Origin of the sequence: Acinetobacter lwoffii (genome assembly GCF_029024105.1) — a bacterium.
GTDB classification, from domain to species: domain Bacteria; phylum Pseudomonadota; class Gammaproteobacteria; order Pseudomonadales; family Moraxellaceae; genus Acinetobacter; species Acinetobacter lwoffii.
Map to the genome: position 1 here is coordinate 1,036,850 of NZ_CP118963.1, position 20,158 is coordinate 1,057,007.

20 protein-coding genes are annotated in these 20,158 nt (G+C 42.7%); 12 read left to right on the plus strand and 8 right to left on the minus strand.

Translation table 11 applies throughout. The features are described 5' to 3' along the window. Positions 1-99: 99 nt before the first annotated feature. The 3 genes from PYW33_RS04915 to PYW33_RS04925 all read right to left on the minus strand — a co-directional run bounded on the left by PYW33_RS04915 (position 100) and on the right by PYW33_RS04925 (position 2,116). Positions 100-450, minus strand: coding sequence for a hypothetical protein (locus PYW33_RS04915; protein WP_004645597.1), 351 nt, complete (start codon positions 448-450; stop codon positions 100-102). A 218-nt stretch (positions 451-668) separates the two neighbouring features. Then, complete coding sequence (locus PYW33_RS04920) at positions 669-1,316, minus strand: hypothetical protein (RefSeq protein ID WP_004645596.1); 648 nt, start codon at positions 1,314-1,316, stop codon at positions 669-671. 101 nt (positions 1,317-1,417) lie between these two features. Further along, complete coding sequence (locus tag PYW33_RS04925; protein WP_004645595.1) at positions 1,418-2,116, minus strand: DUF3820 family protein; 699 nt, start codon at positions 2,114-2,116, stop codon at positions 1,418-1,420. A gap of 332 nt (positions 2,117-2,448) precedes the next feature. Here PYW33_RS04925 and PYW33_RS04930 point away from each other — a divergent pair, with 332 nt between their 5' ends. The 7 genes from PYW33_RS04930 (at position 2,449) to ahpF (ending at position 11,382) form a co-directional block, all read left to right on the plus strand. Beyond that, positions 2,449-3,696 carry an alpha/beta hydrolase gene (locus tag PYW33_RS04930; RefSeq protein WP_004645594.1) on the plus strand — a complete coding sequence of 416 codons (1,248 nt, stop codon included), beginning with the start codon at positions 2,449-2,451 and terminating at the stop codon, positions 3,694-3,696. Between the two features lie 154 nt (positions 3,697-3,850). Beyond that, positions 3,851-5,101, plus strand: a complete 1,251-nt coding sequence (glyA, locus tag PYW33_RS04935) for a serine hydroxymethyltransferase (RefSeq protein WP_004645593.1) — start codon at positions 3,851-3,853, stop codon at positions 5,099-5,101. 508 nt (positions 5,102-5,609) lie between these two features. Continuing rightward, entirely contained in the window at positions 5,610-6,014 is a 405-nt protein-coding gene (rnk, locus tag PYW33_RS04940; protein ID WP_004279022.1) for a nucleoside diphosphate kinase regulator, read from the plus strand. A gap of 341 nt (positions 6,015-6,355) precedes the next feature. Beyond that, a complete protein-coding gene (locus PYW33_RS04945; protein ID WP_004645592.1) occupies positions 6,356-7,147 on the plus strand; it encodes a hypothetical protein in 792 nt (263 codons plus the stop codon). A 16-nt stretch (positions 7,148-7,163) separates the two neighbouring features. Further along, positions 7,164-8,297: a toxic anion resistance protein gene (locus PYW33_RS04950; protein WP_004645591.1), complete on the plus strand. Its 1,134-nt coding sequence runs from the start codon at positions 7,164-7,166 to the stop codon at positions 8,295-8,297. 37 nt (positions 8,298-8,334) lie between these two features. Continuing rightward, positions 8,335-9,252, plus strand: a complete 918-nt coding sequence (locus PYW33_RS04955; protein ID WP_004645590.1) for a hypothetical protein — start codon at positions 8,335-8,337, stop codon at positions 9,250-9,252. A 564-nt stretch (positions 9,253-9,816) separates the two neighbouring features. Further along, positions 9,817-11,382, plus strand: coding sequence for an alkyl hydroperoxide reductase subunit F (gene ahpF, locus PYW33_RS04960; protein ID WP_004645589.1), 1,566 nt, complete (start codon positions 9,817-9,819; stop codon positions 11,380-11,382). Positions 11,383-11,632: 250 nt separating this feature from the next. Here the strand turns inward: ahpF and PYW33_RS04965 are convergent, their stop codons facing one another. The 3 genes from PYW33_RS04965 to PYW33_RS04975 all read right to left on the minus strand — a co-directional run bounded on the left by PYW33_RS04965 (position 11,633) and on the right by PYW33_RS04975 (position 13,843). Next, entirely contained in the window at positions 11,633-11,887 is a 255-nt protein-coding gene (locus PYW33_RS04965) for a YfhL family 4Fe-4S dicluster ferredoxin (RefSeq protein ID WP_004645588.1), read from the minus strand. Between the two features lie 2 nt (positions 11,888-11,889). Next, positions 11,890-13,299, minus strand: coding sequence for a prephenate-dependent tRNA uridine(34) hydroxylase TrhP (gene trhP / locus PYW33_RS04970; protein WP_004645587.1), 1,410 nt, complete (start codon positions 13,297-13,299; stop codon positions 11,890-11,892). 133 nt (positions 13,300-13,432) lie between these two features. Next, complete coding sequence (locus PYW33_RS04975; protein ID WP_004645586.1) at positions 13,433-13,843, minus strand: Cd(II)/Pb(II)-responsive transcriptional regulator; 411 nt, start codon at positions 13,841-13,843, stop codon at positions 13,433-13,435. 86 nt (positions 13,844-13,929) lie between these two features. On the opposite strand from PYW33_RS04975, the gene PYW33_RS04980 reads away from it, so the two are divergent. The 3 genes from PYW33_RS04980 (at position 13,930) to PYW33_RS04990 (ending at position 15,177) form a co-directional block, all read left to right on the plus strand. Next, a complete protein-coding gene (locus PYW33_RS04980; protein WP_004645585.1) occupies positions 13,930-14,553 on the plus strand; it encodes a cation efflux transmembrane domain-containing protein in 624 nt (207 codons plus the stop codon). A 171-nt stretch (positions 14,554-14,724) separates the two neighbouring features. Then, complete coding sequence (locus PYW33_RS04985; protein WP_004279009.1) at positions 14,725-14,976, plus strand: hypothetical protein; 252 nt, start codon at positions 14,725-14,727, stop codon at positions 14,974-14,976. A gap of 18 nt (positions 14,977-14,994) precedes the next feature. After that, entirely contained in the window at positions 14,995-15,177 is a 183-nt protein-coding gene (locus PYW33_RS04990) for a YgdI/YgdR family lipoprotein (protein ID WP_004279008.1), read from the plus strand. Between the two features lie 64 nt (positions 15,178-15,241). Here the strand turns inward: PYW33_RS04990 and PYW33_RS04995 are convergent, their stop codons facing one another. Beyond that, complete coding sequence (locus PYW33_RS04995; RefSeq protein ID WP_004279005.1) at positions 15,242-16,021, minus strand: ferredoxin--NADP reductase; 780 nt, start codon at positions 16,019-16,021, stop codon at positions 15,242-15,244. A 105-nt stretch (positions 16,022-16,126) separates the two neighbouring features. Here PYW33_RS04995 and tsaA point away from each other — a divergent pair, with 105 nt between their 5' ends. Next, positions 16,127-16,846, plus strand: a complete 720-nt coding sequence (gene tsaA / locus PYW33_RS05000; protein ID WP_004645584.1) for a tRNA (N6-threonylcarbamoyladenosine(37)-N6)-methyltransferase TrmO — start codon at positions 16,127-16,129, stop codon at positions 16,844-16,846. 1 nt (position 16,847) lies between these two features. On the opposite strand, the gene PYW33_RS05005 is transcribed toward tsaA, so the two are convergent. Next, a complete protein-coding gene (locus tag PYW33_RS05005) occupies positions 16,848-18,098 on the minus strand; it encodes an MgtC/SapB family protein (RefSeq protein WP_004645583.1) in 1,251 nt (416 codons plus the stop codon). Positions 18,099-18,307: 209 nt separating this feature from the next. On the opposite strand from PYW33_RS05005, the gene tfpB reads away from it, so the two are divergent. After that, complete coding sequence (gene tfpB, locus PYW33_RS05010; protein WP_004645582.1) at positions 18,308-20,065, plus strand: type IV pilus assembly ATPase TfpB; 1,758 nt, start codon at positions 18,308-18,310, stop codon at positions 20,063-20,065. Positions 20,066-20,158: the final 93 nt, after the last annotated feature.

Genomic DNA, 20,158 nt, shown 5'->3' on the forward strand with positions numbered 1-20,158 from the left:
TTGATTCAATCTCTAAGAGAAGACAACGTGATAATGGGCTTTAATTGGCCGAAGAAATATCCCATAACAATAAAAAAGCTCGCTGGAGTGAGCAAATATTTAAATCTGTTTAAGCTGCACATTCACATCATATTTTTCAAAATCTTTTAGAATCTGCACTAAAGTTTGCTGTGCGATTGTATGCTCAGGGCTTAAAGAAATTTCCTGACGAGTCGTGCTGTCAAAACATTCAATGGCCTGGATCAGCCAATGATGCTCAATGGGACTTTTTTGAATCAATATACGGCGCGGTTGCAAGCTGTCACTGATCTGGCGGGGAAGCACATAGGTAATCGCCAGTTGCACAAATTGCAGTTCTTCAACCGGACTTAAAAAGGTGATCACCCAGTTGCCAACTTTACTCAGTTGCATGGGATTATCGAACGCATCGAATTCTAAATAATGTGACATATACATGATCCAATCGGATGTCTATGCTCACTATATGGCGGGATTATAATTCTTTTTCTATCACGCTTAAGTCGGATATTTCGAGCTTTAAATTTTGCTTAAATATAAATATATCAAATAACCAATTAGTTATCTTGAATAATTAAAGCTGCCTCATTGTTAAACTCACTTATTTAAGAGTTTAAAAGACTAAGATGTTCTTATTCAGGCGCTTCATTTTACTGCAATTGATCTAAAGCAAAATTGATCTGCTTCAGAATGTGATTCAATTCTTGGGGAGCAATACGGCTTTCCTGAAGGGACGTGATCCATTGCATTTGGCACAGTTTTAAACTGCGCGTATCCGGCGCCTGTAAAATCTGATGAATTTGCTGCTTGGCCATCAAGCCACAATATTTTTGTAAGCTTTCCATCATCATATATTTAAGGTCTTCAAAAGACATAGGTTGCAGTTCAGGCAGCTTTTTTGCATGGCTTGAATCCGTTTCAGCAGATGGAATGTCCTGCGCTACTTTAATGGATTCCATCTCAGGATGGAGTTCTTTTGTCGCAGAAGCTGCTGCTATCGATGAGTCCAACGATCGGTTAATCTCGGAGTGTGCCAGGTCAACTTTTGTATCTGTTCTTGCATCAGCCTGCTTTTGACTGATGGCTACCTCGCCAGTTTCAGCCGGAACGATTAAATCCATGGCATAAAGTTGATCTAAGAGTTCGGTAGGAGCAAGCTGTTGTTTTAAGCCATCATTTAATAAGTTGAAATCCTGGCTGCCGATCAGAACCAGTAAGCGGCGTTGGCGTGCGGTCAGTGGGATGGAGCGATCCTGTAGCACCTCGATCCCACGTTGAGTTTTATAAAAATGCATCATAACTGAATAGATGGTTGCTTAAATTCAGCTAGAGCATAGTCTGTGAAAATTACATTAATATGAAGTATTTATTAAAATACAGAGGTTTATTTTGATAAGACCTATAATGTCGTGATCGCCGTATTTTCAAGTGCCTTGCGTAAATAAGGATCGAGTTCATCCTGACGCAGCAACCATTGCACATAGTCAGCAGGTAGTTCTGCAATAGCAGTGCCGCGATGTTTACCAAAATTAATCGTACGTGGAATTCGGGCATCTTCAGAAGCGTCGAATAATTCCTGCATGCTGTTGATTTTTAAATGATGCACAATATGCATCAAAATATTGGCAGTTAAAATAATATCCATATCGGCACGATGCGCTTTACGGATCATTTCACGCGCTCTTTCGCTGCCTTTGGTGATCATATAAATCAGGGCAGAAATATTGTGTGCTTCCGCATCTGGCCAGACCCGACGTGCTAAAGCCAGTGTACAAATCGCCTTGATTTTTGAAGTATCTACACCACATTTTTCGATGGCACGGACGTCATAATCAATATTATGGCCGATCATGTAGACGGTTTCATCAGGCAGGCGAAAGGTACTGTAATGCGGCTGACCTTCCAGATCCGATTCCAGAATATGATGCACGGCCATGGCAGCAAAAGAAATAGCTTCGTCACATGAGTAGAGCTGATCAAACAGGCGGCTTTTATCCAGACTGATTTTATGCTCTACAATTTCGACAGGCGCATAAGCAATTTCGATGGGTTGACCATTTAAAGTATGCGTTTCGGTATCAAGAATAATGGCCTGCATGTCGGAAATGTGCCTGAAAAAGAGAGGAGAGTAAAATCTAACATTATTATTTTGCAACTGACAATTGAATTGCTTTATTTCTGTATTAATTGCAGGCTTTTTAACGTATGACGACTATTTGTATAGTTCTGGAGAGGAGAAATTCTCTATTTTAAAGTTTGTTGATTTCATAATAAATCTAAACCGGTGCGAATTTAATAGAAAAAATAACGCATTCTTTTCTTGATATTGTTTAGATAAATTGGGAAATTACATGTGGTTTTATCGTTTGTTAAAGATAAAACCAGAAAAACTCATTAGAGATGATAATAAATAAGATAAGGATAAGATCGATGAAACGTCAAGTATTGACCTGTACTCTTCTCACATTAAGTGTGGCCTTAACTGCTTGTAACGATGATAGTGATAATGATCGTTTTTACGAGTCCAAACCTGCTCTTCCTGTAAATGATATAGACAATCCGGTGGTGGCAACCCCGGTGGCCTATACTGAAACGGATTTCGCCGGGATCGCTGACGAAAGTGTGATCATGACTTATAAGATGTTAGGGATTAATGGTAAAGAAACACAAGCGACTGCATTGGTGTTCACCCCTGAGGGAACACCACCAGCAAAGGGATGGCCGATCGTCGCATGGGCTCATGGCACGACTGGCGTTGCTGACCAATGTGCACCAAGTCGAAATGCACTGAATCCTTTTATCAGGAATATGATTGCTGGATTTCTTCAAGCGGGATATGTGGTCGTTGCACCCGATTATGAAGGTTTAGGAGAGCCAAGTGGAAAAGAACTTCATCCTTTCTTGAATCTGAAAAGTGAAGCTTATTCTATTACTGATGCAGTTGTGGCTGCACGAAATTATTTAGGTTCACAAGCGTCCAATCAATGGGTTGCAGTAGGGCATTCTCAAGGTGGCCAGGCAGCTTTAGGTGCTGCGCAATATGCAGCACGTGCTTCTAAGATGACCTATAAAGGTACGGTAGCTTTAGCACCGGCTTCAAATTTCAATCTGATTTTGACAGGAGGTGAACAACAGGCGGGACAAGAAACAAATCTGGATAAAAAAATTGGAACTTTAGCATCTTTAGATACCTTTACTGCATTGATTGTTGCCGGTTTGCGTAACCCGAACCCAAATTTGCAATATAGTCAGATTTTTAAAACACCAACCGACGAAATCGCGAAAAATACAGAAACTGATTGCTATGATGTATTAGGCCAGAAATTTGGTACTGCAATGTATGCTTATGCACAATCAAATAATAACTCAGTAAATAATTATCCTCGTACTCAAACTAACTTTATGAGTATTCCAGTCGTAAAGAGCTTCTTAGAAAAAGATTCTCAGCCTTTACTTGTTAAAGTTTCTACGCCAGTGATTATTTATCAGGGTTCAGCAGATAGTACCGTTCCGAAAGCAGCAACAGATGTTTTGGTTGCACTCGCCAATCAGAAACAAACTTCAGTACGTTATATTACGGATGAGTCAAATGCGACTAAATGGGATCATGGTAGCGTCTATGCACTGAATATTCCTAATATTATTTCAGATGTAAAATCTCTAATGCCAATTCAATAACTTATTTTTATCTGAATGGCTCATGTTTTTTTAGATATGAGCCATTTTTATTGCAAACTGAATAAAGTTCATGATCGAAAATTTAAAACTTCATGCTACAATACGCGCCAATCTTAGCACGGCTTAAAAGCCCTAAATCAATAGGACCTCGCTAATGTTTGCCAATATCTCTATCGCTGAATTTGATCCAGAATTAGCTCAAGCAATCTCGAATGAAGATGCTCGTCAAGAAGCTCATATTGAGCTAATCGCTTCTGAAAACTACTGCTCACCAGCAGTTATGGAAGCTCAAGGTTCAAAACTTACTAACAAATATGCGGAAGGCTACCCAGGTAAACGCTACTATGGCGGTTGCGAGTATGTAGACGTTATCGAACAATTGGCGATTGACCGTGCTAAAGAACTCTTTGGTGCTGATTATGCTAACGTTCAGCCACATGCTGGTTCACAAGCAAACTCAGCAGTTTACTTAGCGCTTCTGAACCCGGGCGATACAGTTCTGGGTATGAGCCTTGCTCACGGTGGTCACTTGACTCACGGTGCAAAAGTAAGCTTCTCTGGTAAAACATATAATGCGATTCAGTACGGTTTAAACCCTGAAACTGGCGAGATCGATTACGAAGAAGTTGAGCGTTTAGCGCTTGAGCATAAGCCACGCATGATCGTTGCTGGTTTCTCTGCATACAGCCAGATCGTTGACTGGCAGCGTTTCCGTGAAATCGCGGACAAAGTTGGCGCTTATCTGTTTGTTGATATGGCTCACGTTGCAGGTTTAGTTGCTGCTGGCGTTTACCCAAGCCCGGTGCAAATTGCTGACGTTACGACGACGACGACTCACAAAACACTTCGTGGTCCACGTTCTGGTTTAATCCTTGCGAAAGCAAACGAAGAAATCGAGAAAAAATTACAGTCAGCTGTATTCCCAGGCAACCAGGGTGGTCCTTTGGTTCACGCAATTGCTGCAAAAGCAATCTGCTTTAAAGAAGCAATGGCACCTGAATACAAAGCTTACCAACAACAAGTTGTGGTAAATGCGAAAGCAATGGCTGAAGTATTGATCGCTCGTGGTTATGATGTAGTTTCTGGTGGTACTGAAAACCACTTGTTCTTGCTGTCTTTAATCAAGCAAGACATTACAGGTAAAGAAGCTGATGCTTGGTTGGGTGCTGCTCACATCACTGTGAACAAAAACTCTGTACCAAACGATCCACGTTCTCCGTTCGTCACTTCAGGTATCCGTATCGGTACACCTGCAGTAACCACTCGTGGTTTCGGCGAAGCTGAAGTACGTGAACTTGCAGGCTGGATCGCTGACATCCTGGATGCGAAAGGCGATGAAGCTGTTATCAACGCGGTGAAAGAAAAAGTTGCAGCGGTATGTGCTAAATTCCCAGTTTATGCATAATTGCTTATAAACGGAAAGGAGCTCCCAACCGGGAGCTTTTTTTATAGCTGTAAAAATAACGATATAAAAGATGTTTGGACTTGATCGGACTTACATAGATCAATTTCCTTGCCGCAAGAGATTGAGTCATCAATAAAATCATATTGAGTTTTTCTCAATCTGGCTTAAAGTCTTTTATCAACTATTTGTATTTTTAAATGCTTTAAAAGAATGGATGCATTCGTTGCACGCTTTGCTTGAAATTATTTACAGGAATTATTTTCAGAACCTGACACTTTAAAAACTAATAGGTTATTGAGCTGAAGATCATAGTAGATGGAGCGCTTGAGTGAATCCCATGTTACTGTAAGGTGGTGCTGATATAAGCGCTGTGAATGACATCATTCTTTTTATTTAAATGTTATATGGATCGGTAGCATTTTTGAATATGGGTAAATCCTGTATTTAAAAATGCTGCTGGCGGTTGATTGATTAATTTTTGATTTATGCATTAAACAAGGTAATAAGGATGACTAAACCCAACATTATTTTATCTGAGCAAGATTTACATCGTCTGGAAACGATGCTGGAGAATCAGAGCAAGCTGAGTGAAACCATGATCCGCTTAGAGGATGAATTGGCACGTGCCGAAGTGGTCGAGCCGCAAGCGATCGCAAGCAATATCGTGACCATGCATTCCCGTGTGTTATTGACCATTGCACCTTCTACGGAAGCTGTTGAGGTGACACTGGTTTACCCACACGAATTTAAAGGTGAAAAGGGGCAGGTCAATGTCATCGCACCGATAGGTGCAGCCATTTTGGGCTTAGCAGAAGGTCAAACCATTGAATGGCCACAACCGGATGGTAATACCATGAAAGTGACCATTGAAAAAGTGCTGTTTCAGCCGGAGAGCGAAGGGGATTATCTTTAAGCCAGCGTTGGATCATCCTTGAAAGCCATAGCAATATGGCTTTTTTTGTATATGGATTTTAAGTAAAACCTGATGTTGTAAGCATTTAGATCAGATTGAATACATTTTAAAGTTCTAAATGCTTAAAGTTAAATAATTCTCAAAATGCAATGTAGTCATTTATCTCTGCAATTGAATCGTATTGCCAAAACCATAATTAAAATAAAGATAAAACATGGATTTAGTTAAAGTGATGTAACGAATTTCTGGATAAATATACACAACGCGGTCTGTTTTTTTGCTACATTCGAAGATGTTCTAGACTTCTTTGTTTCACTTTTTTAAAGGATATCGCCTCAACCATGTCGCGCTTTGAAGCTCTACCTGCCTTGACTGACATGATGCTTGATCGTGAGGAAATTCTGGCGATTAAGCGTAATGAGCTTGTGCCTGTACTGGATAATCAATATGGGCTGAATCATTATGCAGATGCTCTGATTCAGGCACAGTCCGTTCTACTGAATGGTGTAGATCCGCACTTGACCCAACAGTTAAGCCAGACCATTGAGCAATTGATTCATGCCTTGGCAGAATCTAAAAAATATCTGAAAAAACGTAAATTTAATGCTCTACAGAAATGGCTGGGCATCGATCTGGATTATGGCTCAAGTCAGGTGGAATATTATCAACGGCTGGACCGTTTGCTGGATCAGGCCGATCACTTAAGCCGTAAATTGCAGATTGAAATTCAGAAATCGCAGTCACGTTTTCAGCAGCTTTTGGGGTTGCGCGAACAGATGGCCAAGCACATTGTCGCAGCAGACGAGTTTCTGTCTGAATATCCGCTATTCGTCAAAAACCAGCATCCCTTGGATAATTTTTCAGAACGCCTCTCCAAGAAAATTAATACCTTACGTACCTTGCAAAGCAGTAATGACATCGCCATTACCCAGATGCAGCTTTCGCAGCAGCTTTCCTTTAGCCTGCTGGATCGCTTTAAGGAAGCACAGCAGGTCTTGATTCCGGCCTGGCAATATCATGTCAAACAAAGCCAGACGAAACACTCGACAAGTGATCTGGAAAAACTTGATAATAGCCGTGAGAGTCTGATTAAAACGTTAAAAAAATCCCTCGAGAAACCCTCGAAAACATAACAATATAAGGTGAACTATGACCAAGTCTGATTTAGTAAATTTACCTGTTGAAAGCTCGAATGAACTGGTCGAACAAAAATTCCAGCAAATGGACCTGAAAGAACTGGGCTTACAGCCTGCTGACTTTCAGGAGGTGCTGGCTGCACGTAAAGAGTTGCAGAACATGAGTCATAACAGCGTGGCTGAATATGGCAAAAATATTGCGACCAAAACTTCGACCTATACCGATGAATTACTGAATCTGGTGCAAAATAGAGATCTGGATGCGACAGGACAGAAGCTGAATCAGGTGGTACAGGTGGCTCAGCAGCTGAATACCAGCAGTATTCTCAATAAAAAGAAAAGTTCGGGTTTTTTTGGCAATATCATTAGCAAATTCAAAGGTGCGAAAGATAACTTTGATGCGCATTTCAATACCACTAAAGAGCAGCTAGATGTACTGGTGAAAGAGATTGAAACCTCGCAATCCGGTTTGAAAGCACGTGTTGATACCCTGGATAAAATGTTTGACGGGGTACAGGATGAATATAAACAGCTCGGGGTACATATCGCCGCAGGACGTTTACGCGAACAGGAGCTGCAACAGGAAATTTCCGCTTTAGCCGCCTTGCCGCAAGATCAGAGCACCACCCAGAAAATTTATGACCTGAACCATCTGGCCAATAATCTGGAAAAACGTGTCAGTGATTTACAGGTACTGCAGCAATCTGCGATGCAGACCTTGCCAATGATCCGGATTATCCAGTCGAATAACCTGATGCTGGTTGACAAGTTCTATGCGATCAAAAACATTACTTTACCGGCGTGGAAAAATCAGATCAGTCTCGCAATTTCATTGAGCGAACAGAAGAACAGTGTACAGCTGGCCAATACCATTGATGATGCCACCAATGAGCTGCTGCGCCGTAATGCTGAACTGTTACATCAGAACTCGGTCGATACTGCTAAAGCCAACCAGCGCTCGGTGATTGACATCGAAACGCTTGAACATGTGCAAAATACCCTCATTAAAACTGTAAATGATGTGATTCAGATCCAGAAAGAAGGTGTACAAAAACGCACAGAAGCAACCGTGCGTTTGAAAGCTCTGCAAGATAATCTGAATCATTTGGTGATTGAATCAAGTACCAGTGGATCCACGCCCAACTAAATCAGGTAGGGCCAAAATCTGAAAGAAGGAGTAGAGATTGCCGCCCTTAGATGAATACGCCGTTAAGCCTCAGGACATCAAGCAGGGGGTAGTTGCACTCAAGAAACGTCAACGCAATTTGATGCTATTGGGTTTGACTACTTCTACCATATTTATAGCCTCATTGATCAGCCTATTTTTCCAGCAGGAACTGGTCTATGGCTTTTTTGGCCTGAGTACCCAAGTACAGCAATTGCATTTACCGGTCAGTGTAGATGCCACACTGGCCAGCATTGGTGATAGTCCGGATTATTTTTTTAGTTTGCTGAGCTGGTTTGGCTGGCTGATTATTAAAATTTTTGCCTCTTTTATCGGCGCATTTTTTGTGATTGGCTTACTGAAAAAGTTGCGTTTCTTTTATGTACGCTTTCAGTCTTTTGTGCTGAAATTTGTCGCTTGGCTGATTGCTTTTATCGTGATCTGGTCAGGATTGACTTACTGGCAGCATGATCTACGTAATGATCGGGATGATGCTTATCAGCAAGTAGTGTATTACGACAGCAATATCAATGACAGTGAAATCGCCCGTTATCTGGCTGATTCAGAGATTGCAGCACCGGTGAAATCTTATTTACTGGCGCAAACGGCATTGCTGCATAAGCCTCAAGATTTATCTGCCGCAAAACCTTATGTTTTAAATTTGGTTGAAGCAGAAAAACAGGATCCTAAATTTGAACAATATGGTTTCAAGCCTGAACAAATTTGGACCATGCAGCAACAGGTCTATGGTCAAGCCATGACACCAGTCGCCAAGAGTGTAAATACGCAGGTACAACAGGCGGATCAGTTAAGTCAGATCACGAATCTGGTTATTATTGGTGTTGCTATTTTATCGGCACTACTTAGCCTAATCTTGTTTTTCTTGGCCAACTCAATCAAGGGTCGTTCTCTGCGTATCGAACAGCGGATTCATTAATTTCCCAAAATGCTCCTGAATAGGGTAATGCTGATCAGTTAAGGAATTTAGAAATAGACTCTTTAGCTTTTCAGTCGTTTATGAAAGAGTCTTAACTTTTTAAATCAAATACTTGCAATATCACTTGTTACTTTGGTTTCGCCCAAAGTAACCAAAAGCATTTGTCATCCGCAAAACTCGTCAGCCACTATCCCTTAGTAAATTTGTCGCAAAAACAATCATTTTTTAATGTAGTCCTGCCTCAAACAGTTGCGGATGACTTTGCTACCTATCAAATATAATCTTGAATTTAAAAAAAATGCCAGTCAATTGCTTAACTGACTGGCCTGGCATTACCTGAACAGGGAGCATTTTTTGATGGAATTTCAACGCTATTTTTAAGACAACCTATTCAACTTGCTCTATATAGCCCAAAAATAAAAACAAGGCAGCATAAAGTCTATAACTGGATTAATAATCTAAAATACCGATCAATAAAATAAAAACAAACTGTTTTACCTATTTATTCAATTCATTTAATATCCTGTTATCAAATAAACATTTACTCCTTTGGAGACGTTAGCAATGTTAGACCAAAATACTTCAGCTCAACTTAAAACCTTATTAGAACGCCTGGAAGGCCCAATTGAACTGGTCGCCACTCTGGATAGTTCTGACAAATCAGCCAAAATCCAAGAACTGGTGTCCGAGGTTGCTGCACTGTCTGATCTGGTGACTGCACGCTTTGACGGGACCAATGCACGTGCGCCAAGTTTCGGGATTGCCAAGGCCGGTGAAGAGCCACGGGTGTTCTTTGCAGGCTTGCCAATGGGCCATGAGTTCACTTCGCTGATTCTGGCATTGCTGCAAACCTCAGGTTATGCACCAAAAGTCTCGGATGAAGTACTGGCAAATATCAAGAGCCTGGGGGTTCAATCTAATTTCGATGTATTTGTATCGTTAAGCTGCCATAACTGTCCGGATGTGGTTCAGGCACTCAACCTGATTGCCATCTATAACCCGGGCACTACAGCGACCATGATTGATGGGGCTTTCTTCCAGGAAGAAGTAGAAGAACGCAAAATCATGGCGGTTCCGATGGTGTTCCAGGATAACCAGCATATAGGTCAGGGTCGTATGACGCTGGAAGAAATCATTGCCAAGTTGGATAGCAATGCCGCTACCAAAGATGCTAAAAAGCTGAATGCCAAAGACGCCTTTGATGTCCTGGTGATTGGTGGTGGACCTGCTGGGAATACCTCTGCAATCTATGCAGCACGTAAAGGCATTAAAACCGGGATCGTGGCTGAACGTATGGGCGGTCAGGTCATGGATACCATGGACATCGAAAACTTTACGTCTGTACAAAAAACTCAAGGTCCGAAGTTTGCAGCGGAAATGGAAGCCCACGTGCGTGAATATGGTGTCGACATCATGAACCTGCAACGTGTGTCTGATATCAAAGGGGCAGACGAAACGGCCAATGGTCTGGTGGAAGTGACTTTAGCGAATGGTGCCAAACTGGAATCGAAAACTGTAATTCTGTCGACCGGTGCACGCTGGAGAGAGATGAATGTTCCAGGTGAGCAGGAATACAAAACCCGTGGTGTAGCCTACTGTCCGCACTGTGATGGCCCACTGTTCAAAGGCAAACGTGTCGCGGTGATTGGCGGTGGTAACTCGGGTGTTGAAGCCGCGATTGATCTGGCAGGGATTGTAGAGCATGTCACCCTGGTGGAGTTTGATACCAAATTGCGTGCGGATCAGGTGTTGCAAGACAAGCTGAACAGCTTGCCGAATACCACCGTGATCAAGAATGCCTTGTCGACTGAAGTGCTGGGTGATGGTTCACAGGTGACCGGTCTGAAATATAAAGACCGTGCGACTGATGAAGAGCATACGGTAGAACTTGCGGGGATCTTCGTGCAGATCGGTTTGTTGCCAAACACGGATTTCCTGAAAGAAACAGCTGTTGAGCTAACCAACCGTGGCGAGATTGTGATTAACGACCGCAACGAAACCAATGTCAAAGGTGTATTTGCAGCGGGTGACTGTACCACAGTGCCGTACAAGCAGATCATCATTGCCACCGGTGAAGGTGCCAAGGCGTCACTGTCTGCTTTTGATTACATCATCCGTTCAGGACAATAAAAAAATAGCACCTGGGTTCCCCAAAACCGAGGTGCTATATCTTATCAATACATTATTATCGCTTTATAGGAACTCAGGACGCTAACACCCGAGTTCCTTTTTTTATATTTATTATTGGAACAGCCAAAAGTGTCCCCACGCACTTTCAGCTGTTCCTTTCCTCTGCACAGTTTTTGTTTTCAACCCTTATTTTTATACTTTCCCCAAGGTTGTTTTTATATAAAGCAATGTTTATTCCATCGCTTCATTTTTAAGATTTAAATAAGTTCAAACCCTTAAATTTTTCCAGTAATTGTTCTTGTGTTTCCCGATACTCCGGATGTGGAACAATGCATTCAATCGGACAGACATCTACACAGGTCTGATGCTCATAAAAACCGACGCATTCTGTACAACGGTTCACATCAATTTCATAAACTTTCGCACCCTCATAAATCGCGTCATTTGGGCATTCCGGTAAACACATATCGCAATTGATGCATTTGTCGGTAATTAGTAGTGCCATATTTAACTCGCTTGATAAGCCAGTGAAGATGCCGAAATATCCATAGTCGAGCTTGGCAGATTACGAATCAGCAGGGCATATTGCATATCAACATCTGCCGGAACTGGAATCTCAACGATATGACCTGAACCTTTGGCGTCTTCGATCAGATTACCTTTTTTGTCTTTCATTTCGGTTAAATTGAAAGTGATATTGCCTTTAGTCGTCATCAGTTCGAGTGAGTCACCGACGATAAAACGGTTTTTCACATCGATCTTGATGTAATCTCCATTGCGCTCCAGTACTTCACCACAGAAAATTTGATGATCAAAACTGGAAGAACCATGTTCATAATTCTGATATTCACTATGCACATGGCGGCGTAGAAAACCTTCGGTATAACCACGATTCGCTAAGCCTTCCAATTGTGTCATCAGTGACGGATCAAAAGGTTTACCCGCAAGCGCATCATCAATCGCTTTACGGTAAATTTGAGCAGTACGGGCGCAATAGAAATAAGACTTGGTACGGCCTTCGATTTTCAGTGAATGCACACCCACTTTAGTTAAGCGCTCTACATGCTGGACTGCACGCAGATCTTTCGAGTTCATAAAATAAGTGCCGTGTTCATCTTCTTCTGCGGCAAACATATCTTCATCATTCCGCTGCAATAACACAGGCTCATCAAACTGATGTTGTTCTTGCATGTGTTGTTCGTCGGCATCTTTGGAGCAGCAGCCTGAATCCAGATTTTTCACTGGAATCACATCACCGGTTTCATCTTCCTTAGCATCCAGCACTTTATATTCCCAGCGGCAGGCATTGGTGCAGGCACCCTGATTGGCATCACGTTTGTTCATATAGCCTGACAGCATGCAACGGCCAGAATAGGCCATGCACAGTGCACCATGAACAAAGACTTCAATCTCCATATCGGGCACTTGCTGTTTGATTTCTGCAATTTCTTCAATCGACAATTCACGTGACAGAATCACGCGGGTCAGGCCCATATTTTTCCAGAATTTCACGGTTGCCCAGTTCACGGCATTGGCCTGAACAGACAAGTGAATATCCATCTCTGGAAAATGTTCACGCACCAGCATGATCAGACCTGGATCGGACATGATCAACGCATCTGGCTGCATCGCCACTACAGGCGCTAAATCACGAATAAAATTTTTCAGCTTGGAGTTATGTGGCTGGATATTGACCACCACATAGAACTTTTTGCCGAGTTCATGTGCTTCTTTAATGCCAATGGCGAGATTGTCATGGTCAAATTCATTATTCCGAACCCGCAAGCTATAACGCGGCTGACCGGCATAGACTGCATCTGCACCATAAGCAAAGGCATAGCGCATATTTTTCAGTGAGCCAGCAGGTGAGAGAAGTTCGGTAACAGTGGTAATGCTCATGATCAAATCGAAAGACATATAAAAAGTACGGTTTTATTCTAATCATCTGGAATTTGGATTCAACCTAGTAAATCACTCGGAAATACGCCATTTTGAGGTAAAACAAAGTTTTATTTTAAGTAGAGAATCCTCCATAAAATGTCTTCAACATTCAATCATTTTCAGGGTTTTCAAGCGTTTTTAAAATCTGGCAATGATCAATGGTGGTCGGGGTATTGCAACTTTCTCTCAGTGTGATCAGTTGCTGTTCAAATATCTGTAATTCTTTAATTTTATTTGAAATATCCGAAAGATGTTGATCAATCAGCTGGTTGACGGCATAGCACTCCTGCTCAGGATTTTGTTCAAGTTGAATCAGGGTTTCAATCTCTTTTAACGACATGTCCAAGGCCCGACAACGCTTGATAAAAAGCAGTCTTTTTAATGCGTCTTCACCATAATAACGATACTGATTACTTGCTCGAAAATTCGGCTGAATAAAGCCTTTTTTCTCATAAAAACGTAAGGTATCGGTGCTTAGACCAGTCTTTTTGGCCATTTCTGAAATCAAATAAACTGACATATCGTCCTCATGCTTGACCTTGGAGTTAGTCCATAGTTTCTAATCAATTTATCGTATTTTAGATAAAAAATCATCGGGGGAGTTATATGGCCTGTAGTTGTAGTCCTGAACCGGCACCCATCAAGCCCAACAGCAAATTTAGAGCAGCGCTATGGATTGCCTTGCTGGTAAACTTCACTTTATTTGTAGTGGAGCTGATCGGTGGTGCATATGCACATTCATCAGCCTTGTGGGCAGACGCGCTAGATTTCTTTGGTGATGCCGTCAATTACGGGATTTCTTTGGCTGTACTTGGTGCGAGTCTGTATTGGCGGGCAACAGTCGCTTTGGTAAAGGGAATGACCATGGCATTGTTTGGTCTGGTAGTGATTGGCAAAGTGATTTACGCCTATCTGCAAGGCATTCCACCTGAAGCACTGACAATGGGCCTGATTGGTGTACTGGCCTTAGTAGCGAATGTATTTACAGCAGCAATTCTTTATGCTTTTCGTGAAGGTGATTCCAATATGCGGTCGGTCTGGCTCTGTAGTCGCAATGATGCAATTGGCAACTTTGCGGTCATTTTGGCAGCCGTAGGCGTATTTGGTACAGGCAGTCTTTGGCCGGATGTTATTGTGGCTGTAATTATCGCTACACTCGGCATCACATCAGGTTATCAAGTGATTAAGCAGTCTCTGGAAGAAAGATCACTTAAACATAAATCCAGCTAATTTTTATATTTAAAGCTGTCCTGCAGGGCAGCTTTTTATTTATTTCCATTTTTATAATATTTGAAAAATAAAGCTTTACAAATAAACAAATTAAATTAGAATCTCTGGCGAAATTCAGAAAATATACATAAATTTTAATAATTTAGTTTTTTGCATCGTGCGAGGGTTAATGTGAATTTAATTAAAATTTTTTCAATATTGGCAATATCGGGGCTAGCCGCTTGTAGTTCCAAAGTCGTGACTTATGATGCAACAGGAAAAATCATCGGTTCATGTATGGCGACGCGTGGCCTACTTTCGACCGCAAGTGCACATTGTAGTGGTTCAGGCGATGCCTTAGGTGTGAATTACAATACGCCAGATGCGAATACAGGCCTGTTACCAACGCCACCAAGTCAAAATCAGATTAATTTAAAACCGTAAATAATAAAGGGGAATATCATGAAATTATCAGCACTTATTGCACTTGTAGCGACTGTTGTATTGACGGGCTGTGCATCGTCAGTAACTACATTTGACTCTCATGGCCGTATGATTGGTTCATGTAAAGCGCAAACGGGTTTCATCATTGCAGGTGGCGCAGGCTGTTCAGGTTCTGCAAACCAGGAAGGTCGCGATCGTTAATTATTTAGTGATGGTTCCAATAAAAAACCGGACTTAAAAGTCCGGTTTTTTAGTTTAGCAAATCTTATTTTTCTACGAATGCACGTTCAATCACGTAGTCACCTAGAACGCCCATTTTTGGAGATTCTTTCAGACCGTGTTGGTCAAGAAGCGCAGCAACGTCATCTAGGAATGCCGGGCTACCACATAACATGGCACGGTCAGTTTCCGGGTTGAAACGTGGCAGACCGATTTTTTCAAACAGTTCGCCGGTTTCAATCGCAGTGGTTACACGACCTTGATTTGGATATTCTTCACGGGTTACGGTTGGGTAATATACCAATTTTTCTTTCGCGCCGAGTTCAGAGAAGAATTCATGATTCGGCACTTCATTCAGGATCAAATCTTGATAAGCCAGTTCTGAAATGAAACGGGTACCGTGAACCACGATGATTTTTTCAAAACGCTCGTAAGTTTCTGGATCGCGAATAGTCGACAGGAACGGTGCAAGACCAGTACCAGAAGAAAGCAGATACAAATTCTTACCTGGGTTTAAGTCATCAAGTACCAGTGTACCTGTTGGCTTTTTAGACACCAAAATGTCATCGCCGACTTTGACTTTCTGTAAAATCGAAGTCAGTGGACCATCCGGCACTTTAATTGAGAAAAACTCTAACTCTTCTTCGTAGTTGGCGCTTGCAATTGAATATGCGCGCATTAACGGCTTGCCATTGACTTCAAGGCCGATCATTACAAACTGACCGTTTTTAAAACGCAAAGCAGTGTCACGAGTCGTTTTAAAAGAGAATAAAGTATCATTCCAGTGGTGGACGTGAGTAATCTTTTCGACGTTAAAAGCAGCCATTAAAGGTCTCAATAAATTATCAAATTAGAACAGCTTGCTATTCTAATCTAAATTCATTCTCGATAAACTGAATATATTTAATTGAGCTTATCAAAAAAAGTGATGATGACTGAACTTGCGCTGCCGATTATTGGTTATATGCGTTCTCCCTATAAAGAAAAATTTGGTATTCCTCGTCAGCCGAATCTGGTTCAGGTCGAAAGCTATATCGAAATGGTCGGACCTTATAATGACCTGCTCGCCTTTGAGGGAATTGAAGAATTCAGTCATCTTTGGCTGGTCTGGCAATTTCATGACAATAAAAACCAGCACAACAGCCAGTTTCGTCCACAAGTGCGTCCACCGCGTTTGGGCGGTAACAAGAAAATAGGCGTGTTTGCTACGCGCAGCATGTATCGTCCATCACCGATAGGTTTATCTGTGGTCAAACTCCAAGAAGTGAAAAAGGTGGGCAAGCATGTTCGGGTGTATGTGACAGGGAGTGATTTGCTGGATGGCACGCCGATTTTCGATATCAAACCTTATATTCAATATTCGGATGCCATCATTGAAGCACAAAGCGGTTATGCACAGGATGAACCACCACGTAAAACCGTCATTTGGAGCGATGAAGCGGAGCAGCAAAAGCAACAATTACTAGGAAATGGAAAAATTTCTGTGCAGACTATTCAGGAACTGGAAGCTGTCTTATCTTTAGATCCAAGACCTGCATATCAGGAAGATGAAGAACGGGTATATGGGATGAAGTTTGCAAATGTTGATATCCATTTCAAAATTCATGCTCAGCAAGTGCTAATTGTTGCTATCCAGCATATTCCTTCCTAGATTATAGGTTCCACCACAAAACCCCAATCAACACTGCCATATGCAAAATCTGCACAGGCGCAAAATAAAGGACAAACTTCCAGCCACCGGTCAAAGCTGCATTGGCTGACTTGGCCAGGGCATGAGCACCCAGACCTAAAAGCAGGGCATAAATCAGACGCATATTTGAAGGATCGCCTTGAACGACGACACTGGCCATCGCGGCATGAATCTCGAATAAAGAGGCGAGCAAGGTCCCGGCCAGTAAGCCGGCATCCCCGAGCCAGACCTCCAGTCCGTAAACTCCAGCCTGAATCAATGTTAATGTGACTGCAATAATCACAGCTTCTTTTAAGCTGAACATCTGGCTGTCTGACGATTCCATGCTCGGCGCAGGTTTTGCCTTGCGCAATAATAAAAATGCACAGGCTGCCAGAAGGATTACGGCAACTAAAGAGGGCAAGAGCAGGATTTTAAGCCAGCTCCAGGATACGCCCCCGATCACAATCAATAGCAACACAATAGTCGAGATACAGGACATCAGCGCGGCACCGGCATTCGATCGTGCATCCATTTCACCTTTACGGACCTGTAAGCCCAACTGAGCGATGGTCGCCGTACTGGAAACAAAACCGGAAGCGATGGAGGACAGCATCAGGGCATTTTTAGTCGAGAAAAAGCGTTTCGCAATATGAGCCAGAGCTTGTACCACTAAAATTAAGGTCAGTAATTTGAGAATAAGATAAGGATTAAGCACTTCGCCCCAAAAAGGCCGGTCAGGGGTAAGCGGCAGACCAATCAAAATCAAGGCCAGTAATAATAGTCCATCCCTGAATTCGGCTTCTTTAATCCATTTTCCGGCAATATTGTGCATGGTATGTTTGGCCATCAAAATACCGGTTAAGAGCACAGAAAGACCGGCTGCCAGAGGAATATTCCATAAACACATGGCGCCAATAAAATAGGTCATCACAAATGCAAGCTCTGTGGTAATGCCCGGGTCATCTGGCTGATTTTTTATGGATAAAATGACCATGCCACCCACGATCAAAGCACCTATTACAGCAATCACGATTCCAAACAGGAAACACAGTGCGCCCAATAAAGCACAGATCGCAAAGGAACGTAAGCCGGCAAAACTCGGTTGCTGCTCACGTTGTTTATGCCGTTCCCGCTCCAGACCAATCAATAGGCCGCAGCCCAATGCCGAGGTGAGTATCGTGAGCAGTTCATGAAAAGAATGCGCATGCAGGGGAACCGCAGTCAAATCCATCTGTGACCTCAGCAAGCTAAGAGTTGATTATTTAAAAATATATGTGATGAGATCAGGTTTGCATAGATCAAAAATGTTGCAGTAGTGATCAAATCCATTCTTTACTTTCTTTTTGAGATTGAAATAGAAACGTACATTCGATAGGTCGGGAGCATGCGAAAAACTGTAAAAACTTGTTATAGTGGAGGCAAGTTTGGGGACTGATAATAATGAAATTTGACTTTGAAATGGATACGGCTTGGTGTCTAGACCAACTCTTTAAAGACGGTAAAATCAGTGAACGCGACCGAATGCTGGTACAAACCACTCATCGGCAACGTGAACAATTAAAATGGCACCCTTTACAGTGGATTGCTAATTTTAATCTGGTCGATCAGTCCCATCCTCAAACAACACTGACTCTGAACCGTTTATGTCAGTGGCTGGCAGAAAAAACCGGATTGATGTTCTATATCATTGATCCGCTTAAAGCTGATGTACAGGCATTGACCCATGTCATGTCGCAGGAATATGCACAGCGCAACCATATTTTGGCAGTGGAAATTCAGGCAGACAAAGTTCTGATTGCTACAGATCAGCCTTATAAAACTGAATGGATGTCGAATCTCGAGCAGAATATTGCACCAAAAAAAATACAACGGGTATTACTGAATCCAGAACAATTACAACGTTATATTACTGAATACTATCAAGTCAGTCGTGCAGTTAGTGGTTCACAAAAATCGTCTGCCTATGACCGGGAAAATAAGGGCGTCGAAGCCTTGCTGCAACTGGGCGATTCCCAGAATCCGGATGCCAATGACCAGCATATTGTCAAACTGGTGGACTGGGTGCTGCAATTTGCTTTTGAACAAGGTGCCAGTGATATTCATATGGAACCACGTAAAGACACCGGCAAGATCCGTTTCCGGATTGATGGGGTGCTGCATACGATTTACAACATGCCGGCCAATACATTGACCGCCGTCATTTCCCGAATCAAGATTCTGGGCCGGATGAATGTGGCGGAAAAACGTAAGCCACAGGATGGTCGCCTGAAAACCCGGACACCTAAAGGACAGGAAACTGAACTGCGTCTGTCGACCTTGCCGACCGCCTTTGGTGAAAAACTGGTGATGCGTATTTTCGATCCGGAAGTGCTGGTGAGAAGCTTCCAGCAACTTGGTTTTGAAGGCCATTTGCTCAATGACTGGAATAATCTCACCAGTCACAGTCATGGTATTATTCTGGTGACCGGCCCAACCGGTTCCGGTAAAACTACTACGCTTTATTCAACCTTGAAGCAGCTGGCGACTGAACAGGTCAACGTCTGTACCATTGAAGACCCGATCGAGATGCTGGAACCCAGCTTTAACCAAATGCAGGTCAATAATGGTATCGATCTTGGCTTCGCTGACGGCGTGCGCGCACTGATGCGTCAAGATCCGGACATTATCATGGTCGGGGAGATCCGTGATCAGGACACTGCCAATATGGCGATTCAGGCCGCATTGACCGGTCACCTGGTTCTCTCAACTTTACATACCAACGATGCGCCGTCGAGTCTGACCCGTCTGCATGATCTGGGCGTACAGCCATTTTTGACAGCAGCAACCATCTTGGGTGTTCTGGCTCAACGTCTGGTACGTAAGCTGTGTCCGCACTGCAAACAGGAAAGCTTCCTGAATGAACAGGAATGGCAGCATCTAGCTACGGATTATCCTTTGCCGCGACCGGAATTTGTCTTTAAGGCGGTGGGCTGCGAAGAATGCCGGCATACCGGCTATAAAGGCCGTATCGGGATTTATGAGTTTATGCCATTGAGTCTGACCACCAAACAGCTGATTGGTGCCGATGCCAACCTGAACCAGCTGCGTCAGCAGGCTAAAAAAGAAGGGGTAGAGCCGCTCAGAATTGCCGGGGCACGCAAGATTCTGGAAGGTGTGACCACGCTTGAAGAAGTCCTGAGAGTTGTGCCCTTAAATTAATTTTGAAAATGAAGCAATCTTAAGATTCAATTCATCTTCGGCTGTTTTAATAGCATCATCGAAACAAGGCAAGACTTTAAAGAGGTAATTGCG